Annotated in this window: 14 protein-coding genes and 1 pseudogene; 5 read left to right on the top strand and 10 right to left on the bottom strand. The window is 63.5% G+C overall.

Annotated elements, in window-relative coordinates; translation table 11 throughout:
* Positions 1 to 871: 871 nt before the first annotated feature.
* Genes BM272_RS00305 through mobH form a run of 4 tightly spaced genes read right to left on the bottom strand, consistent with a single transcriptional unit; the run spans position 872 to position 6,281 of the window.
* Complete coding sequence (locus BM272_RS00305; RefSeq protein WP_093426766.1) at positions 872 to 1,528, bottom strand: IncC plasmid conjugative DNA transfer DtrJ family protein; 657 nt, start codon at positions 1,526 to 1,528, stop codon at positions 872 to 874.
* A gap of 3 nt (positions 1,529 to 1,531) precedes the next feature.
* Positions 1,532 to 2,011 (bottom strand): hypothetical protein, encoded by a 480-nt coding sequence (locus BM272_RS00300; protein ID WP_093426765.1) that lies wholly within the window; start codon positions 2,009 to 2,011, stop codon positions 1,532 to 1,534.
* Entirely contained in the window at positions 1,993 to 3,870 is a 1,878-nt protein-coding gene (traD, locus tag BM272_RS00295; protein ID WP_143613066.1) for a conjugative transfer system coupling protein TraD, read from the bottom strand. Before traD ends, BM272_RS00300 begins: the two co-directional genes overlap by 19 nt.
* A 29-nt stretch (positions 3,871 to 3,899) precedes the next feature.
* Complete coding sequence (gene mobH, locus BM272_RS00290) at positions 3,900 to 6,281, bottom strand: MobH family relaxase (RefSeq protein WP_159432961.1); 2,382 nt, start codon at positions 6,279 to 6,281, stop codon at positions 3,900 to 3,902.
* 299 nt (positions 6,282 to 6,580) lie between these two features.
* Between mobH and BM272_RS00285 the strand changes: the two genes are divergently transcribed.
* From BM272_RS00285 to BM272_RS00270, 4 genes are all read left to right on the top strand, one after another.
* Positions 6,581 to 7,261 (top strand): hypothetical protein, encoded by a 681-nt coding sequence (locus BM272_RS00285; RefSeq protein WP_093426762.1) that lies wholly within the window; start codon positions 6,581 to 6,583, stop codon positions 7,259 to 7,261.
* 76 nt (positions 7,262 to 7,337) lie between these two features.
* Positions 7,338 to 7,502, top strand: coding sequence for a carbon storage regulator CsrA (gene csrA / locus BM272_RS00280; RefSeq protein WP_093426761.1), 165 nt, complete (start codon positions 7,338 to 7,340; stop codon positions 7,500 to 7,502).
* A gap of 167 nt (positions 7,503 to 7,669) precedes the next feature.
* Positions 7,670 to 8,014, top strand: a complete 345-nt coding sequence (locus BM272_RS00275; RefSeq protein ID WP_093426760.1) for an H-NS histone family protein — start codon at positions 7,670 to 7,672, stop codon at positions 8,012 to 8,014.
* 53 nt (positions 8,015 to 8,067) lie between these two features.
* Positions 8,068 to 8,883 carry a hypothetical protein gene (locus tag BM272_RS00270; protein WP_093426759.1) on the top strand — a complete coding sequence of 272 codons (816 nt, stop codon included), beginning with the start codon at positions 8,068 to 8,070 and terminating at the stop codon, positions 8,881 to 8,883.
* A 7-nt stretch (positions 8,884 to 8,890) separates the two neighbouring features.
* Here the strand turns inward: BM272_RS00270 and istB are convergent, their stop codons facing one another.
* From istB to BM272_RS14300, 5 genes and pseudogenes are all read right to left on the bottom strand, one after another.
* A complete protein-coding gene (gene istB / locus BM272_RS00265; protein ID WP_093426758.1) occupies positions 8,891 to 9,649 on the bottom strand; it encodes an IS21-like element helper ATPase IstB in 759 nt (252 codons plus the stop codon).
* Entirely contained in the window at positions 9,642 to 11,144 is a 1,503-nt protein-coding gene (gene istA, locus BM272_RS00260; RefSeq protein ID WP_093426757.1) for an IS21 family transposase, read from the bottom strand. Before istA ends, istB begins: the two co-directional genes overlap by 8 nt.
* A gap of 205 nt (positions 11,145 to 11,349) precedes the next feature.
* Positions 11,350 to 12,030, bottom strand: coding sequence for an SOS response-associated peptidase (locus tag BM272_RS00255; RefSeq protein ID WP_093426756.1), 681 nt, complete (start codon positions 12,028 to 12,030; stop codon positions 11,350 to 11,352).
* A 545-nt stretch (positions 12,031 to 12,575) separates the two neighbouring features.
* A complete protein-coding gene (locus BM272_RS13430) occupies positions 12,576 to 13,145 on the bottom strand; it encodes a hypothetical protein (RefSeq protein WP_143613062.1) in 570 nt (189 codons plus the stop codon).
* Positions 13,146 to 13,231: 86 nt separating this feature from the next.
* Positions 13,232 to 13,387 (bottom strand): annotated as a pseudogene (locus BM272_RS14300) (IS481 family transposase); the annotation flags it as partial.
* Positions 13,388 to 13,737: 350 nt separating this feature from the next.
* Between BM272_RS14300 and BM272_RS00245 the strand changes: the two are divergent.
* Complete coding sequence (locus BM272_RS00245; protein WP_159432960.1) at positions 13,738 to 14,391, top strand: HNH endonuclease; 654 nt, start codon at positions 13,738 to 13,740, stop codon at positions 14,389 to 14,391.
* 167 nt (positions 14,392 to 14,558) lie between these two features.
* Here the strand turns inward: BM272_RS00245 and BM272_RS13425 are convergent, their stop codons facing one another.
* Positions 14,559 to 15,152, bottom strand: a complete 594-nt coding sequence (locus tag BM272_RS13425; RefSeq protein ID WP_143613060.1) for a hypothetical protein — start codon at positions 15,150 to 15,152, stop codon at positions 14,559 to 14,561.
* Positions 15,153 to 15,340: the final 188 nt, after the last annotated feature.

Raw genomic sequence — 15,340 nt, 5'->3', positions numbered from 1 at the left:
CACACAAGTAAAATTATCTTTCTCAATCTGGGTATATCGTCTCAAATTACAACACAGACTTAACCAGAAAGTTAGCGCCGACTTCACAAGGTGCCAATATAGTTGAATGACTAAAATCCCAGGCTAAGCTCAATGGCATAACTCATTCCTCTAAAACCCTAATAGGGCTACCGGGAAGATGCTGGCGTCCCGGCCCCAAGAGGCTTTTGAAGGAACTTGCTCCGCTTCTATAACCGCTGCTTTTTTTCTTGAAACTACTTATCGTCACTCCACCTGTAACTCTGCGATTACCTACCAGCGTCTTTTTCTTAAAGTATTCATAAATACCCCTATATCAAGAGCTATCACTCAGTAGCCTAGAATACACATTGGAGGCGCTAGAGGATTCCTCATATTGACCTCGACCCAAAAACATGAGATGCTATACTATAGGGGGCAGAGGGATATGTTTACCTCGTTCTTGGAAGCGTTCAACCTCCTTGAAGTTGTTCGTCCTAGGACTTCTACACCAAGGAAGGATATCAATTCCGTGACTAGGAGATGCCTATGTATCTACCGAGCAGTCTTGCCATCGAAGCAGATGGCTCTCTTATAGCTGAGCACCCTCCCTTACCGGGAGTTGACTTTAAAAGAAAGCACCATGGAACAAGAAGAGAACAACCATAAGCCACGTCTTAGGCGTGTACTTATACCATCTCTTCTTATCTTTTTTATTTATATTTTCCCTTTATCATCTATAGATTTTGAACTTTGCCTACTTATAGGGTCTGCGAACTTTTTTGTTCGCCAGTAATCAAGGCTGATTTTTTTAGCCGTCTGCAGTTTTAGCAAAAGGGGCAGTCTAACGACTGCCCCTTTTTGATCGCCCCACCTACAGCTGCTTCTGCAGATTAGCCACGATCACCACCCCCGCCCAGGCCACAGCAAACCCCCACAGCGGCACCACACTCGGCGGAATCGCCAGCGGCGCCATGAGATACGCCGGTACCAGAGTGAGCAGGAAGGCCAGCACCAGAGCCGCGGCATGGAACCGATTGGGTGCGGCATAGCCGTAGCTGAGCTGCTTCACCCGGCGCACCGCGAAGCCGTGCCAGATGGCCGGCAACCAGATGGGCAGCATGTAGGGCGCCCAGATCGCGATGAGCTGCGCTCGCTGCAGGGACTGGTAGAGCACCGTCCAGAAGACCTCCAGTCGCGTCTCGACGAAGGGGAAGATGGTCTCGGCGATCCCGTCCATCTCGGGCTCGGCCGCCCGCTCCTCCTGGGTGGGGACCAGGTGATAGCGTACCGCCTCGACGATACCGGTCTCCACGAACCACCGATTGAAGCGGTCATTGGTGGCCTCGACCAACTCCTCGGCCATGGTCTCGCCGAACCACTGCGCGGTCTGCTCTCGTTCGAGCTGCACCTGCCGAACCAGGAAGTCCGAGGGCACCAGGACCCCCACTACCAGCATCTGCACCAGCAGGAACACCACGAACCAGACCAGCCGCGATTTCGGCAGCCCGGCCCCTTCGCCGCTCGCCATGGCCTACTCCTCCACGCAGTCCCCGTCCTGGTCGTCCACACCGGACAAACCGAGCTGGCGTAGTCGCAGATCGGCCCAGACGCGATTGCCCTCCAGCCGCTCCCCGGAGGGTGCGGCCTGAAAGCGCAGGACCTCCGGGGTCGCCTCCCCCAGTTGCTGGACCGCCGGCTGGAACAGCCGAGTCAGGATCTGACGCAGAAGCCCCATGGCATCGAGCTCCCCCGACCGCCAGGCGCCCATGTCGGCATCCCAGTAGTTGCGTAGGCCGGTGAGCCCTTCCCCCAGCACGGCCCGGGCCTCCTCCACCTCCAGGTGATCCAGCAGGGCGTCCGCCACCCCCTCCAGGGGCGCCTGGATCCGCGGGTACATGCGCTCGACCCGATGGACCGTCTGCCCCGCCCGGGCACTCCCGATGGCCTGTTTGACCAGCTGATCGGCCGGCACGCGCCGCGCGGTCACCAAGGTCAGGGGATTCTTCGCCATGTCACGTCCTCAATCTTCGGTTGCACATCGCTGGTGATGATGGGCACACGGCCCTTGTACATTCGCCCGCCGGCGGTGTTCATAATGAACTGGAGATTCGGCAGCTTGCCGAAGAGCTCCGGCGGGAAGAGCTCCGCCTCGGCCTCAATGAGCCGCTCCCCGTAGTTCCCCGACCAGTTCGTCACGTCCCGGTCGGACCCCATGGCCGTCGTGCCCTGGGTGTGCATGATCTGGCGGATCACGGTCTTGCCCAGCTTGTCGGAGATGAGCTGCTGGGTCTCCTGGTCCACCAGCCGCAGGGCGATGACGTTGTTGCAGTTGCCCGCCACCTGGGCGGCGGCCTCCTTGGAGCCCATGCGCTCGATGAGATCCGGGAAGGTCTGGGTGGCCACGTACAGCTTGAAGCCGGCCCCGCGGCCCTTGTTGAGCAGCTGGATCATGGGCCGGTTGATGACCTCGGCGGCCTCGTCCACGAAGACGCTGACCCGCGGGTTTTCCCCCTTCTGGTAGTTGTAGATGGTCCCTGCCACCGCGGTGAGATCGGAGAGGATCATCGAGCCAATCGCCGATCCCACGGTCCCGTCGGTGAGGCTGTCGAGTCCGATGTAGACGACATATCCCTGCTCCACGGCCTTCGCGGAGTTGAGGATCGGCCGCCCATGGATGTCCCCGGCATCCTGGTAGCCCGGCGAAAGCAGCGACCCCAGAGGCTCGGAGGTGAGCATGTTCAGCACCGGGAGCAGCCCCACCACCATCTTCTGGAAGTGGGTCCGCTCGTGACGGTGCATGGAGATGATCCCGTCCACGGCCGTTGAGCGCCGGCCCTCGGGCAGGGATTCGTAGAGGCCGATAAGTACATTGATCCGCTTATCCCGGTCCTTGGCCTTCTCCAGGCGGTGCGCATGACGCTGACGCCAGCTCTTCGACAGGCGGTCCAGGTGGACCTCCACCGCCTGCTCCACCAGCTCGTCCGGGCCACCCTCGATGTACCGGCGCAGGGTCTTGAGGCTCACCCGCATGCCGGCCTCCACCTGGGCCTGGCAGACGTGATTCAGCGCCATCCAGCAGAACGCCTGGAAGCTGTCCCCACCGCCCTCGGAGGGCATGAGGGAGGCCACGCGGCTCGCCAGCTCCGTCACCCGGGAGAAGTTCGCCATGACATCCAGGCGCACCGAGCGGTCGGCATGCGCCGGGTGGAAGTATTTGAACCGCTCCGGGACCCCGGCCTCGATGCACGCGCTCTGCGCCGAAGCACGCAGGTCCTGGTCCCCCTTGGGGTCCACGATGAACACGCACTCCCCACGCCGGACCTTCTGCTTGATGAGCAGATCGAAGGTCCGCGTCTTCCCCGCCCCCGTGGTCCCGTAGATGATGGTGTGCCCGGCCTCCTCGCCCTTGGCGATGGAGATGTCCGCCTCGGACTCACTGACGCCGTGCAGCCAGGGGGATCCCGGCTCTCCGGTGTCCGGCAGGACCTGGTCGATGCCGCGCTTGCGGATCTCGTAGACCCGCTGCGCCTCCTTCTGGCCCCACTCGAAGCCGCGGCCCAGCCACAGCCGCTCCTGCTGGTACCGACGGTCCACCTCCTGGAGGCGCTGGCGAAGCTCCTCCGGCTTGAAGAACCAGAGGCTGCGTCCCGAAAGGCCGGCATTCTTGCGGTACTGCTGCCAGCCCTGCGCGGCCTGCTGAAGGCCCATGGCCACCGCCGCCGCGCCCATCCAGTAGAACGGCGCCGTCGGCATCGCCGACCACGCACTCATCACACCCGCCGAGACGGCCCCCAGCCCCCAGATCCCGGCCGTCTTGAGCTCGATGGCCGGGCGGAAGGGCATCTCGTACATCTCTTGCGCGGCCCCCATACGCGCATCTCGGTCCTGGCCCTTCGCCATCAATGCCTCCGCTGCACCATCCGGATCCGATCCCGCCGACTGAACTTCGCCTTCACCTCGGGAGGAATCGCAGCCGGGGCCTCCACGACCGGCGCCCTCTCCAGCAACAGGATCATCTTGCGCGCAGACCGGATCCGCTTGGAGACCCACTCCCACTCGGCCTTATGAAAGGCGACTCCCGCCTCGTTGATGTCCACCCAGTGCGCATGCGCCCCCGGTACGACCCACGAAGGCTTCTCATCCGAGTCCAGAAACGCCTGTTCCTCGATCCACTGCTGGAAGGCTTCTGCCAGCTCCTCAATGAGCGCCGCCTCCTCGGAATCACCCCGCGCCACCTCCCGGCCAGGGGAAGAGAGGTCTTCAGTCCCCCGGCCTTCATCGGGCCCGGACCCACGGCCTTCCTCCACGGGCCCGGGACCCTCGGCGGCGTCCATTGGCGCCGCCGTCTCATGGACCTCTGAGACGGCCTCGGCAGACGGGTCGAGCTCCGGGTCCGCGGCAGACGCAGGGGCCTCGTGTTGGCCGAGCTCCTCGGTGGACTCTCCGGCCTCCCGGGCGGAAACCCCGTCCGGCACGCCGGAGACCGAGGCCGCGGCCAGCTCCTCCGCGCGCTTGCCGAGCCGGCGCTGGAGCACCACGTACTTCCCGGACTCGGCGTCCCGTCGGATCACCGACATCGGCCGCTCCGGATCGGGCTCCAGGAGCGCCTGGTAGGGCTGGACAATCTTCAGGGGCTTCTCGTCCGGCTCGGACGCCAACGCCTCCAGGGGCACGGCCCACTCCCGGCGCCCGGCCGACCATCCGGTGCGGGCCGCGGTCTCCACCAGCGTGCGGCTGACCTCATCGAGGTCAGAGAGATCGGGGGCTATTCCATGGCCTGTTCCATCGGCTGTTCCATGGGGTGTTCCAGACCCGACGGGCGTTCCATCCGCCGGCGTTCCACCCGTTCCATCGCCAGCCGTGGATGCTGCATCCGCCGAGTTGTCGGCCTGGTGTTCCACCCGACCGGGAACCGGAACACCCCCAGCCTCTGTTCCATCCGGATGTTCCATTGGAACAGACTGATTACCCTCGGCTTTTTCGGCTGTTCCGCCCCCGGGATCCCCGGATGGAACACCCCCGTGTTCCATCGGCTCGGCGGGGCGTTCCATCGGCTGTTCCATGGCCTGTTCCAGGCCCCCCGGATCGCCCGGAACACCCTCGCGGCCCCCTTCCGCATCGTCCGTTCCGGACGCAGCTGGCTTGGCCGGGTGATGGAGCTGCACGCCCGGCGTGTCCTCCGGAACACCAATCGCGTAGGGGTTGAGCTGCACCACCGAGAGCCAGGTCAGCTCCCCATCGTCCCGGCGCAGGATCTCCGGGGCGATGGAGGCCTTCTTCGGGGCCTCTTCTTCCATTCCCCGTTGCAGCTCCTCGTCCTCCTCACCCAGATCCCCCAGGGCAAACCGATCCCAGAGGAGCTTGGCGACAACCTGCGGGTCCCCCGGTATCCCCGGGATCTCGTCCTGGCGCAGCAACGCCACCGCCTCGTTGATGGCCTCGGGCCAGAGCAGGTACGCCTCGTCTTCTCCCCCTTCCCCCACCCACACCCGGGCACCGGGCTCGTTGATGGTCCAGCGCCGGTCCACCAGCAGCCGACGCATGGCGTCCATGACGTACTGCGCCACCGGCACCTCCTGACGCTCGTCGCCGGCGACCAGCATCTGTCCTTCCAGGTCCCGCTTTACGCTCGTGCGATCCCCCCACTGGATGCACTCGTAGAAGTTGCGATCCCGCTCGCGCGGCTCGGAGCCGGAGAGATACCGGTGCAGCAGGGCGATGAATTGCCCCTTTTCCCCGTGGAGCCAGTCATAGGCGGACTCGGGCACCAGCCGCTCGATGAACCCCACCCCCACGGCCTCGTGGACCTTGTGCCGGTCCTCCTCCCAGTTCACCCAGTAGCGTTTCACCCGGGACTGCTTCAGCCATTCCGCCAGAGGTGCCTTGTACGGCGACCAGGTCATCTCGCGGTCCTCGGTCACCACCCGCATGTCGGTGACGATCTTGCCGATGTCGTGGCACAGGCAGGCGATGAGGCAGGCATACCGCCACTTCGGCTCCTCGTGGTATCGCTGCTCCGGGGAAAGGTCCCGGCCCATCACGATCAGCCTGCCCTGCAGGGCCTGCGTCCCCCACATGGCCGTCTCCAGGCCATGACGGAAAAGCCCGCCCGGACCGCGATGGTGGTGGGTCGCCGATGCCGGCAGGAGGTGGACGTAGTTGGCATAGGTGCGGATCACCGGATCGACATACGCTTCCCCCTTGGCCGGGGGCAGGCCGACCTCCTCCTTCACCCGGATTATGAGCCGGTGCTGGCTTTCGAGGATCTCGTCTACGCCCACCGCGGGAGTGCCCTCCACAAGGGGCGGGTAACGCGGGACAGAGCCTTCCGGTGACAGCCCGCCGGGCTTGTTCGGAATCGGGTCGCCGCTCTTGCCCCTCCCTCCCTGGAACAACCGTCGGATGGCGGCGCTCACGCCCATGCCGGCTCTCCTGTTTCACCAAATCGTGGGAGTCATTCTGCCGGTGTGGGCGAGCAATCTTTGCTTGCAATGGGCGTCATTTGCCGCCCATTGCTGACAAACAGCCGTCGCCGGCCTGCGTACCCTGCCAGGCAGGTCATTAAGAGGGAGCTGAGAGAATGCACCATCGCTACACCGGCGCCGCCGTCTATCTACTCGCCCTCACCGGCTGCGCCAGTGATCCGCCGCCCCCGCCGCCGGAGCCCTCCCCCTACGCCAACGCCACGGTGCGCGAGGGGTATCACCTGGCCTCCAACGACACCGTGGCCGTGCCGGCGCAACGCACCTTCCTGGTCGTCGATGGAACCAGCGCCCACGGGATCGCAGCGCCCGACGAGGAAAACCCCATCCAGGACCTCACGGAAGCGAACCTGCCGGAGGCCGCCGAGGAGAAGGCCGGTCGCAATGCAGCCACGCCGGGCAGCGCGCCCACCCCGGACGTAGCACCCAAGGGCTCGGAGGACGGGGCAGCTGTCCCAGCGGCGCGGGACATCGGGAGCGAGAAAGCCGCATCCAACGTGGACGCGGAGTTCGAGGAGCCGCGGGAATCCGACGAGGGGGCCGGCGGATCACCCACCCGAGAGGCCCCAGCAGCCAAAGGCGTTCCGGCCGAGATCACCGCTCGCCAACTCCGAGCCTGGGAGACCTATTGTGACCACCCCAAGGGCATGACCGCCGAGGACTGGGACATCATCAGTCGCTTCGACGGGATCCCCGATTGGGTCAAGGATCCCGGGCCCGGAATCGAGGACCCGCTGCGGTCGAAACTGCGAGGTTGCTCCGATAAAGCGTGGCGATAATCCCGTTGCATCCCCCGCATTCCGTGATACGGTTTCATCGTATTCCACACGAAAACCAACCTCTCAGGGAGTCGACATGCTGATCCTGACGCGCCGGGAAGGCGAAATGCTCTATATTGGAGACGATATCCGCGTCACCGTCACCGAGGTATCCGGCAACGCCGTGAAGATCGGAATTGATGCCCCGGATGACGTAACCATCATGCGCGAGGAGTTGGTAGAAGGCGCCGACACCGAGTAGCGAGACCCCTTACTCCCGCGGGCTGTACCCGCCCTTGACCGCCTCACAGTCGTGGGGCGGTCTTTTTTTGACTTCCCTTCCCGATAAAGAAAAAGAGATTCCCGGTTTGCATGAATTAAATCAACCCCTATAATCACTCCCGAATCCAACGCAGGGAGAAACCGATAATGACCGACCATACCGACGAAATCGTGAAACTCGCCGAGGACATGTCCTATACCGAAATTCGGCAGGCCATCGGCGAGCTGGAAAAGGTGATGCGCTCTAAGGAAAAGGAGGCCAAGAAGCAGGCCCAGGAAGAGCTCAAGGCGACCGCGGCCAAGTACGGCATGTCCCTCGAAGAGCTGACGGGTGGCGGCAGTCGCTCCGGTCAGGGCCGTAGTAGCGGCAAGGTCCCGCCGAAGTATCGCCACCCCGACACCGGCAAGACCTGGACCGGCCGTGGCCGCAAGCCGAAGTGGGTCCAGGAATGGATGGATTCCGGCCGGGACATTGAGGAGCTGCGCATCTAGGGCGCGTAACGGACCATCACCCCCGCCCGGGGGTGCTCAGGGGAGGAAGCATCGTGGCATCACTGGCCCAGGTACAGCTCCACCTCCAGCGAGCCGGCTTCGGGGTCCGCCTGGACCCCGAGGCGGCCAGCCGGATCGGGGCACTGGTGGACAAGGACACCTTCGTGCGGGCCGCAGCCCGGGCGCACAGCGATCAGGCCGCCCGCGGCTGGGTCGAGCGTGTCCTGCAGAAGGCCGGGGTCCGCCCCACCGAAATCCCGTCGGCCGCGACGCCATCGTCCTCCCCGGACCCGAATACCGGGGCCGCCGCCTCCTCTCCCTCCGCGGCCCCCGAGCCGACGGAGGAGCCGGCGGCCCAGTCGGCGCGCGAGCCCGAGCGTCCTTCCGGGACACAGGAGAGCCTCCCGCTGGATCAGGCGGCTTCCCCTGGCCGGGAGAGCGGCGAGGACCGCTCGCGGAACCAGCACAAGGTCTTCGGCGGCAAGGCGGCCCTGACCTGGGAGGCCGATGTGACCCGGCGCAAGGAGCCGACGGTCGCCCTGGACGCCGCGCTGGCCACGGCCCCGCGCCAGTACGACTGGGGGAACAAGATCCGCGTGCAGCTGACCACCGGGGAGCTGCCGGCGGTGGCCGCCGTCCTGCTTGGCTACAGCGACAAGGTGGAGTTCGCCAGCCACGGGCCGCAGGCCAACAAGGGCTTCTCGGTGGAGCGCCAGGACCAGGGGTTCTTCGTGCGGGTCTTCCAGGGCGGCAACTCCATCCGGGCCGTCCCCATGTCCGCCACGGACGCCTTTCAGGTGGCGCTTATCCGACGTCAACTACTCTGGCCGGTCGGCGTCAATTACTTTGGCCGGTCAGCGGGGTGGTAGCGATTGGTCAGGAGCCCTCCTGGTAGGTCTGGGTGTGGTGTCGTTTCCGGTAGCTCTCGCCGCCTAGTTCGATGACCTGGGCGTGATGAACCAGCCGGTCGATGGCAGCCACGGCCATCATGTCGTCCGGGAAGATGGTGTCCCAGGCACTAAAGGGCTGGTTGGCCGTGATGAGGAGGCTGCCCGCCTCGTACCGATGGGCGATGAGTTCAAAGAGGACGGAGGTCTCGGCCTCGGAGCGTTTGACGTAGCCGATGTCGTCGATGACGAGCAGGTCGTACTTGTCCAGCTTGCCGAGGGCCTCGCTCAGCCGTAGCTCCTGTTTGGCACTCTGCAGCTCCTGGACCAGGGTCGAGGCGGCATAAAGGCGCACCCGCAGGCCCTGCTCGATGAGGGCGTGGCCGATGGCAGCGGCCATGTGGCTCTTCCCGACGCCGGAGGGGCCAAAGAGCAGCAGGTTGTGGGCCTGCGTCACCCAGGTGGTGTCGGTGGCCAGGGCCGTCAGCCGGGAGCGGACAGCTTTGTCCAGCACCTCGCAATCGAAACTCGCGAGGGTCTTGCCCGGCGGCAGGCGTGCCTCCTTGAGGTGGCGCTCGAGCCGCCGACGCTCGCGTTCGGCGAGCTCATGCTCGCAGAGGGTCGCCAGCGTCTGCTCCAGCCCCCAGCCCTGCTGGGTAGCTTGCTCCCGCACGTCGTCGACGTGCCGGGCCATGGAGGCCAGCCGCAGTTGCCGCAGCAGCAGCGGGAGGGTCGCCGCGTCAGCCATGGGACACCTCCGCCTGCAGCAGTTGGTCGTAGTCGGCCAGCGTGTGCTGGAGACCACGGACGGGCGGCACGGCCGTCCGCCCTGCTGGGGGTCCATAGCGGGCCTGCAAATCGGTCAGCGAGGGGCTCTCGCCCCGCTCCAGCGCCGCGAGCCAGTCCTGGCCGATGGCCGCGGCCCGGTCTTCGGCCGCGGCCAGCTTCAGGGCCCCGACCACTCGTTTGCAGGCCGCTTCCAGGCTCTCCGTCCCGCTGAGTCGCTGGTAAATGGCCCGCCAGTGGTCGTCGGGCAGCAGGTCATCCCGGAAAGCCAGGCGGGCCAGCGCCCGGGGCTTGCGAGCGAGCCAGTCGATGACATGGCGGTAATCGATGTTCCGGCGGCGGGCGTCGCCGGGGCCGCTGTGCAGTCGCTGGAGCGTCAAAAGCTCCCGGCCGCCATGAAACAGCACCAGTCGGTCGTCATAGGCCCGCAGGCGCAGCCGTTCCCCGATGAGCCGGGCCGGGACCGAGTAGAGGACCTTGGCGTAGGCAAAGGTGCTGGAGCTGGTCACCCGGACCACCGCCTCGGTGTAGTCCTGGCCGCGCCGGCACGGCAGCGGGCGCAGACTCGGATGCTCGGCAGCAATGGCCTTGGCGTTGCGGCGATTGATCCCCGCGACCACCTCGTCGATGAAATCGCGGTAGGCGGTCAGATCGGCAAAATCATGGCTACCCCGCAGCTTCAGGCGCTCGCGCAGACGGCGCTTGAGATGGCCATGGGGCGACTCGATGGCCCCGTTCTCATGCCCTCGGCCGGGATTGTTGCGGCTGGCCTGCAGCCCGTAGTGGGCGCACAGCGCCTGATACCGGGCCGTGATATCGCTCTGGGCGGCAGTATCGAGATTGCGGTAGGCCGCCGACAGGCTGTCCGTGCGGTGCTCGGCGGGGACGCCCCCGAGGCGCTCCAGCGCCTCGGTCAGCCCCTCGGCCAGCGCCGTGTAGCTCTCCCCGCCGAGGACCACCCGCGCATGACACCAGCCGCTGTAGGCCAGCCGGAAATGGTAGAGCCGATGCGCCAGCGGCTCGCCGGCGATGGTGATGGTGGTCTGCTTGAGGAGCGTGAAGTCGGACAGGGCGAGCTCCCCGGCGGCATGGCGCTGGGGGAACATCACCTCCTTGTCCGGCCCATGCTCCAGGCGCCACGCCTTCACCCGTCGCTGCAGGGTGCGCAGCAGTTTGTCAGGGTATTCACCGGGATATCGCTCCTGAAGCCACTCCAGCAGGGTCAGGGCCTGGAGGTCGGGCTCACTGCCCAGACGGGCCACAACCTCGTCCCAGACCCCCTCGAAGGGGTCCGTACGGGTGCGCCAGTGCCGGGGCGAACGCTGCTTCTTGCCCTCCTGCTCAAGACGGCGAGCGGTGCGCTCGGAAATCCCGGCCTTCGCCGCGGCAACCTTCTGGCTCTGCTCGTTGTTGCGCTCGTCCATGTAGATTCTGGCCTGTTGTCGAGTGATCGCCATCTCGCCCTCCTGCGAGGGTCCTGGTAGATGGGATCGAGTCTACGGGCAACCGGCCAAAATAGTTGTCGTCGACCGGCCAGAATAATTGTCGCTGGATAGGCGCTGCTGCTCCTGCGCCGGATCCAGGCCGGCCAGCCCGGGCTGGATGGCCACGGCGTGCTGGCTGCGCTGCGGGGGACCTTTTCTCCGACAGCGTGAAGCCCGGTCACACCTCTACCGCCTCCCTCACGGCCGGCTCATCGTGTGCCGGCCGATTTACCCGGGTCGAGACCGGCCAGGAGCGCAAGCGTTCCACATCCAGCGGCCGGGCCGCTTCTCGCACTGCCTCCCGATCCACTCGCTCCGGGTCCAGCCAGTCCCGGCGGGACTCCGGGTCTAGTACCACCGGCTGGCGAGGATGGATCTGGGTCAGTGGTCCCCGCGCAGGCTGGGTGAGGATGGCACATACCGCCCGCTCGCCGTCCGGCGTGGGCTCCCAGATCCCCGCAAAGAGCATCCCGGGATCCGGATCCTCCTCGGCCAGCGTGATGTAGTACGGCTGTTTGCTGCTTGGCCCCTCCCGCCACTCGAACCAGCCGTCCGCCGGCACCAGGCAGCGGCGGTGGGCGAACGCCTCCTGAAACCAGGGGGACGTGGCCACCTTCTCGGAGCGGGCATTGATGGGCTTGGGGGCGGACTCATCGGCCCACCGTGGCCGGAATCCCCACCTAGGCATCGCCAGCTCGGCCCGGCCTTCTTCGTCCGACCGGAACACGGGGATGTCCACGCCTGGGGGGATGTTGTAATGCGGGCCCGGATCCTTGGCAGGCACCGTCCGCAGGGCCTCGGGCAGCCAGAGCTGGGCGATGACCTTCAGGGGCCGAGAACGGCTATAGCGTCCGCACATGATCGTCGCCTCCAGGCTAGCAACGCCTTCTTGTAGCATTCCGCCGACCTTACGAGCCATTACCTGTCCCAAACAGGGGCCGAGTAGCCCAACCGTCGCAATTGCCATTTCACGACCGAATTGACGAACAGGAGGAGGGAGAAGACCTTGAAAGGTCTTCGCAGTATCCATCAACCAAGATCCGTCCTGTCCGAGCCCTGTGGAACTTCCAAGAAACGCCCGGACGCCTGCGGACCCCCGCCCGGACGGGCAAAGCGGATTCCGGCGAAAAGGGCAGTCGGAGGTCGTTCACTTCTGGTGGCCAGTAGTGGAACAGTCTAGGTGTCCGTCAACAACCGGTCCCGGCGGTTCACCTTCTTCTTTCGGTCGTACTCCAGGTCCGCAAATCTGATCTGCATCAGCGCTCTAAGGCAGGCATCCTCACGATGTCGCCCAAGAACGCATGGCCCGCGTACGGCTGGAAGCAGAAGCCGGCCTTGGAGACGAATAAGTCAGTGTTCCCTAAAGGTTCACCAACCTCCGGCTCCAGATACCGGGAAGGTTACCTACTCCTCCGCTGGATCACTGGTCTGGAGACCAATACTGAGAATCCGTCGCCTCCGTTCAACCTTGAGCTCATGAACATCCAGGTACAAAGGTCCCGAAAAGCTGCTGAGGAGGGTCAGATAGTCGGAAGCCACTTGGGGCGCCACCCAAGCGTTTATGCTACCCGTTGGCCTCCTTTTGGTCGGCTTTTCAATAAACCCTAGAGAGAAGGCGTGTTCGAAAACGGGAATCTCCCTACCATGGTAGGTCCGGTATTTGGGGGCGCCATATCCGTTCTTGGCCTGGACATCCTTTAGGGTAAGAGAGAATTCCCCCGGGTTAATTTCGTTTCCCCGGACCCAAGCGGAATACTCCTCCCCTTCCCGCTCCTCAGGATATATAGCCTCCCCTCGGATCTCCAGCTCAGTGCCAAATTGGTAAACCGATTCTTCCATCGAATAAAAACCGGCTTTGGGATCCCGAAGAGCATGGTTTATGGATGAAACGACCTGGAGCTTGTAATCTTTTACCTTTAACCCCAAGAAAGTATGAATTTCTTTCGGCTTACTTTGTCTCTTCCTTTGGCCCATATCTCACCCCCAATGCCCCTCCACCATTCTCAAACTTCTATTGCCCTCCCCCGTATCGCTTCACTATCAAGCCATATCGACAAACCTTAACTGTCCAGATCTGACTGATCGTAGACCTTTTTCCGAAACAACTCTGGGTGCTCGGTCTGCCAGTCCTTGAGGTTCCTGACCGGGGGGAGGTGATCGAGGGCCCGCTGCGGGATGTGGTGATTGCAGAGCCGTTTGTAGTAGATCCGAGCCTCACGGATATACTCCATATAGTCGTTCAAGGCCAGGGGACCCCGTCAACTCATACCTTGTGGGCATCTCGCAGAACCTCCGTTCGCCAGCGTTCTGGAAGTGCGGCAGCGGTCAGGGGAGCCTTTGTTATGGGCCATAAACTTTTTGCCTCCCTGCGGCTGTTGTCATGGCCAATTGCTTCGGACCTTTCGTCGGCCCGGTCTTCTCCATTGAAGACCATACAAAATCCTCGCAACTCAAGGAGCAAGCCATGTACGACACTCCCACGCTATCCTGCCCACCTTTCCAGTCTCGACAGGAGTTCCGCATGCGAGGACCCATTCTCCGCACCCTATCCCTCCTTGTAATGACCTTGGCCGCATCCCCAGGCGCCCTCGCCCACGGCGGCGGCCTAGACGACCGTGGCTGCCACAACGAATCCGCAACCGGCGAGTACCACTGCCATCGTGGTCCGCTAGATGGACAGATCTTCCCCTCCAAGGGGGCGGCCACAGCTGCCCTTGAAGGCGAGAACAGCGGGACCAGCGCCCCCGGCTCCGCCCGCTCTGAGTACAACCGCGACGCCTACGGCGACTGGGCTGACCTCGACGGCGACTGCCAAGACACTCGCGACGAGGTGCTGCTGGCCCAGGGCGAGGACGTGGAGCTAGGTCCGCGAGGGTGTGAAGTCGTATCGGGACGCTGGGAGGGGCCTTACACCGGCGGGACCTTCCGGGACCCCAGCAATCTGCACATTGACCACGTCGTCCCACTGAAAGAGGCCCATGTCTCCGGCGCCGCCGCTTGGCCGGAAGAGAAGAAGCGCCAATTTGCCAACGACCCCGACAACCTCCTGGCCGTGGAAGCCGGCGCGAACATGTCCAAGGGCAGCCGCGGGCCGGCCGAGTGGATGCCGGACACCGGGGAATGCGTCTACCTGGCGCGGTGGATCGAGGTGAAGGAGGAATGGGAGCTGGATATGGACCGCCAGGAGCGCCGGTTCATCAAGGCCGCAGACTGCCGGTAACCTGGCCTAGGGTTCGATACTGTAAAAGTCTACAGATGGATGGACCTATTACGGCTTTCCGGCTGAACGGATCCGTCCAAAAAAGATCGCCTTGTGACCGGCAGAAAAAAGGGGCTACGAAGAGCCCCATTTTTTAGCAACCAAGAAGGAGAAGTTGCATCACCGGTCTATGGATCCGGGTACACCAACCGTCCAACGGGATCAAAAATTTTCTTCCCACATCCAAGCCACAGCAACACCGCTCCAGCGAACAAGAAAAACTGAACAAGGTCTGGGACGCCGAAATAAAAAGCAGCTCCTAGAGACCCTAAAGCCACACCTAGCAAACCTTTTCTCAGCCACCCCTCCAACAAACGTCGCCCTTCGTCGTATTTCCTTCTCGCACTGTCACGCAATTCTCTCGGCACTATATCCCGAGACTCGCGCTCTTCGGAAGAAAGGCTAACACCTGCATTTGACATGCGAGTCGCGACGGCCTGGAGAGAAGCCTGCTCATCGCCATTTTCAAGGTACAAGGGAACGGTATCGCCCTCAGAAAACTTAAGAACCACCCAGCGCCCCTCTTCATTGCGGTCATACTCTACAACTGAGACTTCCCTAAGACCGTGCAAGTCGATATACGGAATCCAGGGATGAGCAGAACGCACCAGTTCCTTAACCTTCCCCCATGAAACTTTGTCTAAGGCATACCACTCCCATAGCTTGTCATCGACCAAATTTAGGCATTTTGCCTCAACACGCTGTTTTTTAGTCCTTTTCATTTACTGCCCCATTGCTTTTTACTGCCTCAGTAAGTTTCTACCAGAAATACGTATGGCATAAAACCCTCCGTATCCGTCAGTGTTTCGGGTGCGTGCACCAACGCAGGGAACCTTCGTGCCCTGCAAGAAACGGCTCGGGGACATCCCCAACATGAAGCATTGCAGCAGCTCTGAGCTTCCCGCGGGGA

Origin of the sequence: Thiohalospira halophila DSM 15071, from assembly GCF_900112605.1 — a bacterium.
GTDB lineage: Bacteria > Pseudomonadota > Gammaproteobacteria > Thiohalospirales > Thiohalospiraceae > Thiohalospira > Thiohalospira halophila.
The sequence above is the reverse complement of the archived record's forward strand: the minus strand, read 5'-3'. Positions and strand labels throughout refer to the sequence as shown.

Excerpts from the sequence above, each read along its gene's own strand:
- BM272_RS00305 (WP_093426766.1), bottom strand. The coding sequence starts at position 1,528 with ATGGCGAGCGGCGAAGGGGCCGGGCTGCCGAAATCGCGGCTGGTCTGG.
- BM272_RS00300 (WP_093426765.1), bottom strand. The coding sequence starts at position 2,011 with ATGGCGAAGAATCCCCTGACCTTGGTGACCGCGCGGCGCGTGCCGGCC.
- traD (WP_143613066.1), bottom strand. The coding sequence starts at position 3,870 with ATGGGGGCCGCGCAAGAGATGTACGAGATGCCCTTCCGCCCGGCCATC.
- BM272_RS00285 (WP_093426762.1), top strand. The coding sequence starts at position 6,581 with ATGCACCATCGCTACACCGGCGCCGCCGTCTATCTACTCGCCCTCACC.
- csrA (WP_093426761.1), top strand. The coding sequence starts at position 7,338 with ATGCTGATCCTGACGCGCCGGGAAGGCGAAATGCTCTATATTGGAGAC.
- BM272_RS00275 (WP_093426760.1), top strand. The coding sequence starts at position 7,670 with ATGACCGACCATACCGACGAAATCGTGAAACTCGCCGAGGACATGTCC.
- istB (WP_093426758.1), bottom strand. The coding sequence starts at position 9,649 with ATGGCTGACGCGGCGACCCTCCCGCTGCTGCTGCGGCAACTGCGGCTG.
- istA (WP_093426757.1), bottom strand. The coding sequence starts at position 11,144 with ATGGCGATCACTCGACAACAGGCCAGAATCTACATGGACGAGCGCAAC.
- BM272_RS00255 (WP_093426756.1), bottom strand. The coding sequence starts at position 12,030 with ATGTGCGGACGCTATAGCCGTTCTCGGCCCCTGAAGGTCATCGCCCAG.
- BM272_RS13430 (WP_143613062.1), bottom strand. The coding sequence starts at position 13,145 with ATGGGCCAAAGGAAGAGACAAAGTAAGCCGAAAGAAATTCATACTTTC.
- BM272_RS13425 (WP_143613060.1), bottom strand. The coding sequence starts at position 15,152 with ATGAAAAGGACTAAAAAACAGCGTGTTGAGGCAAAATGCCTAAATTTG.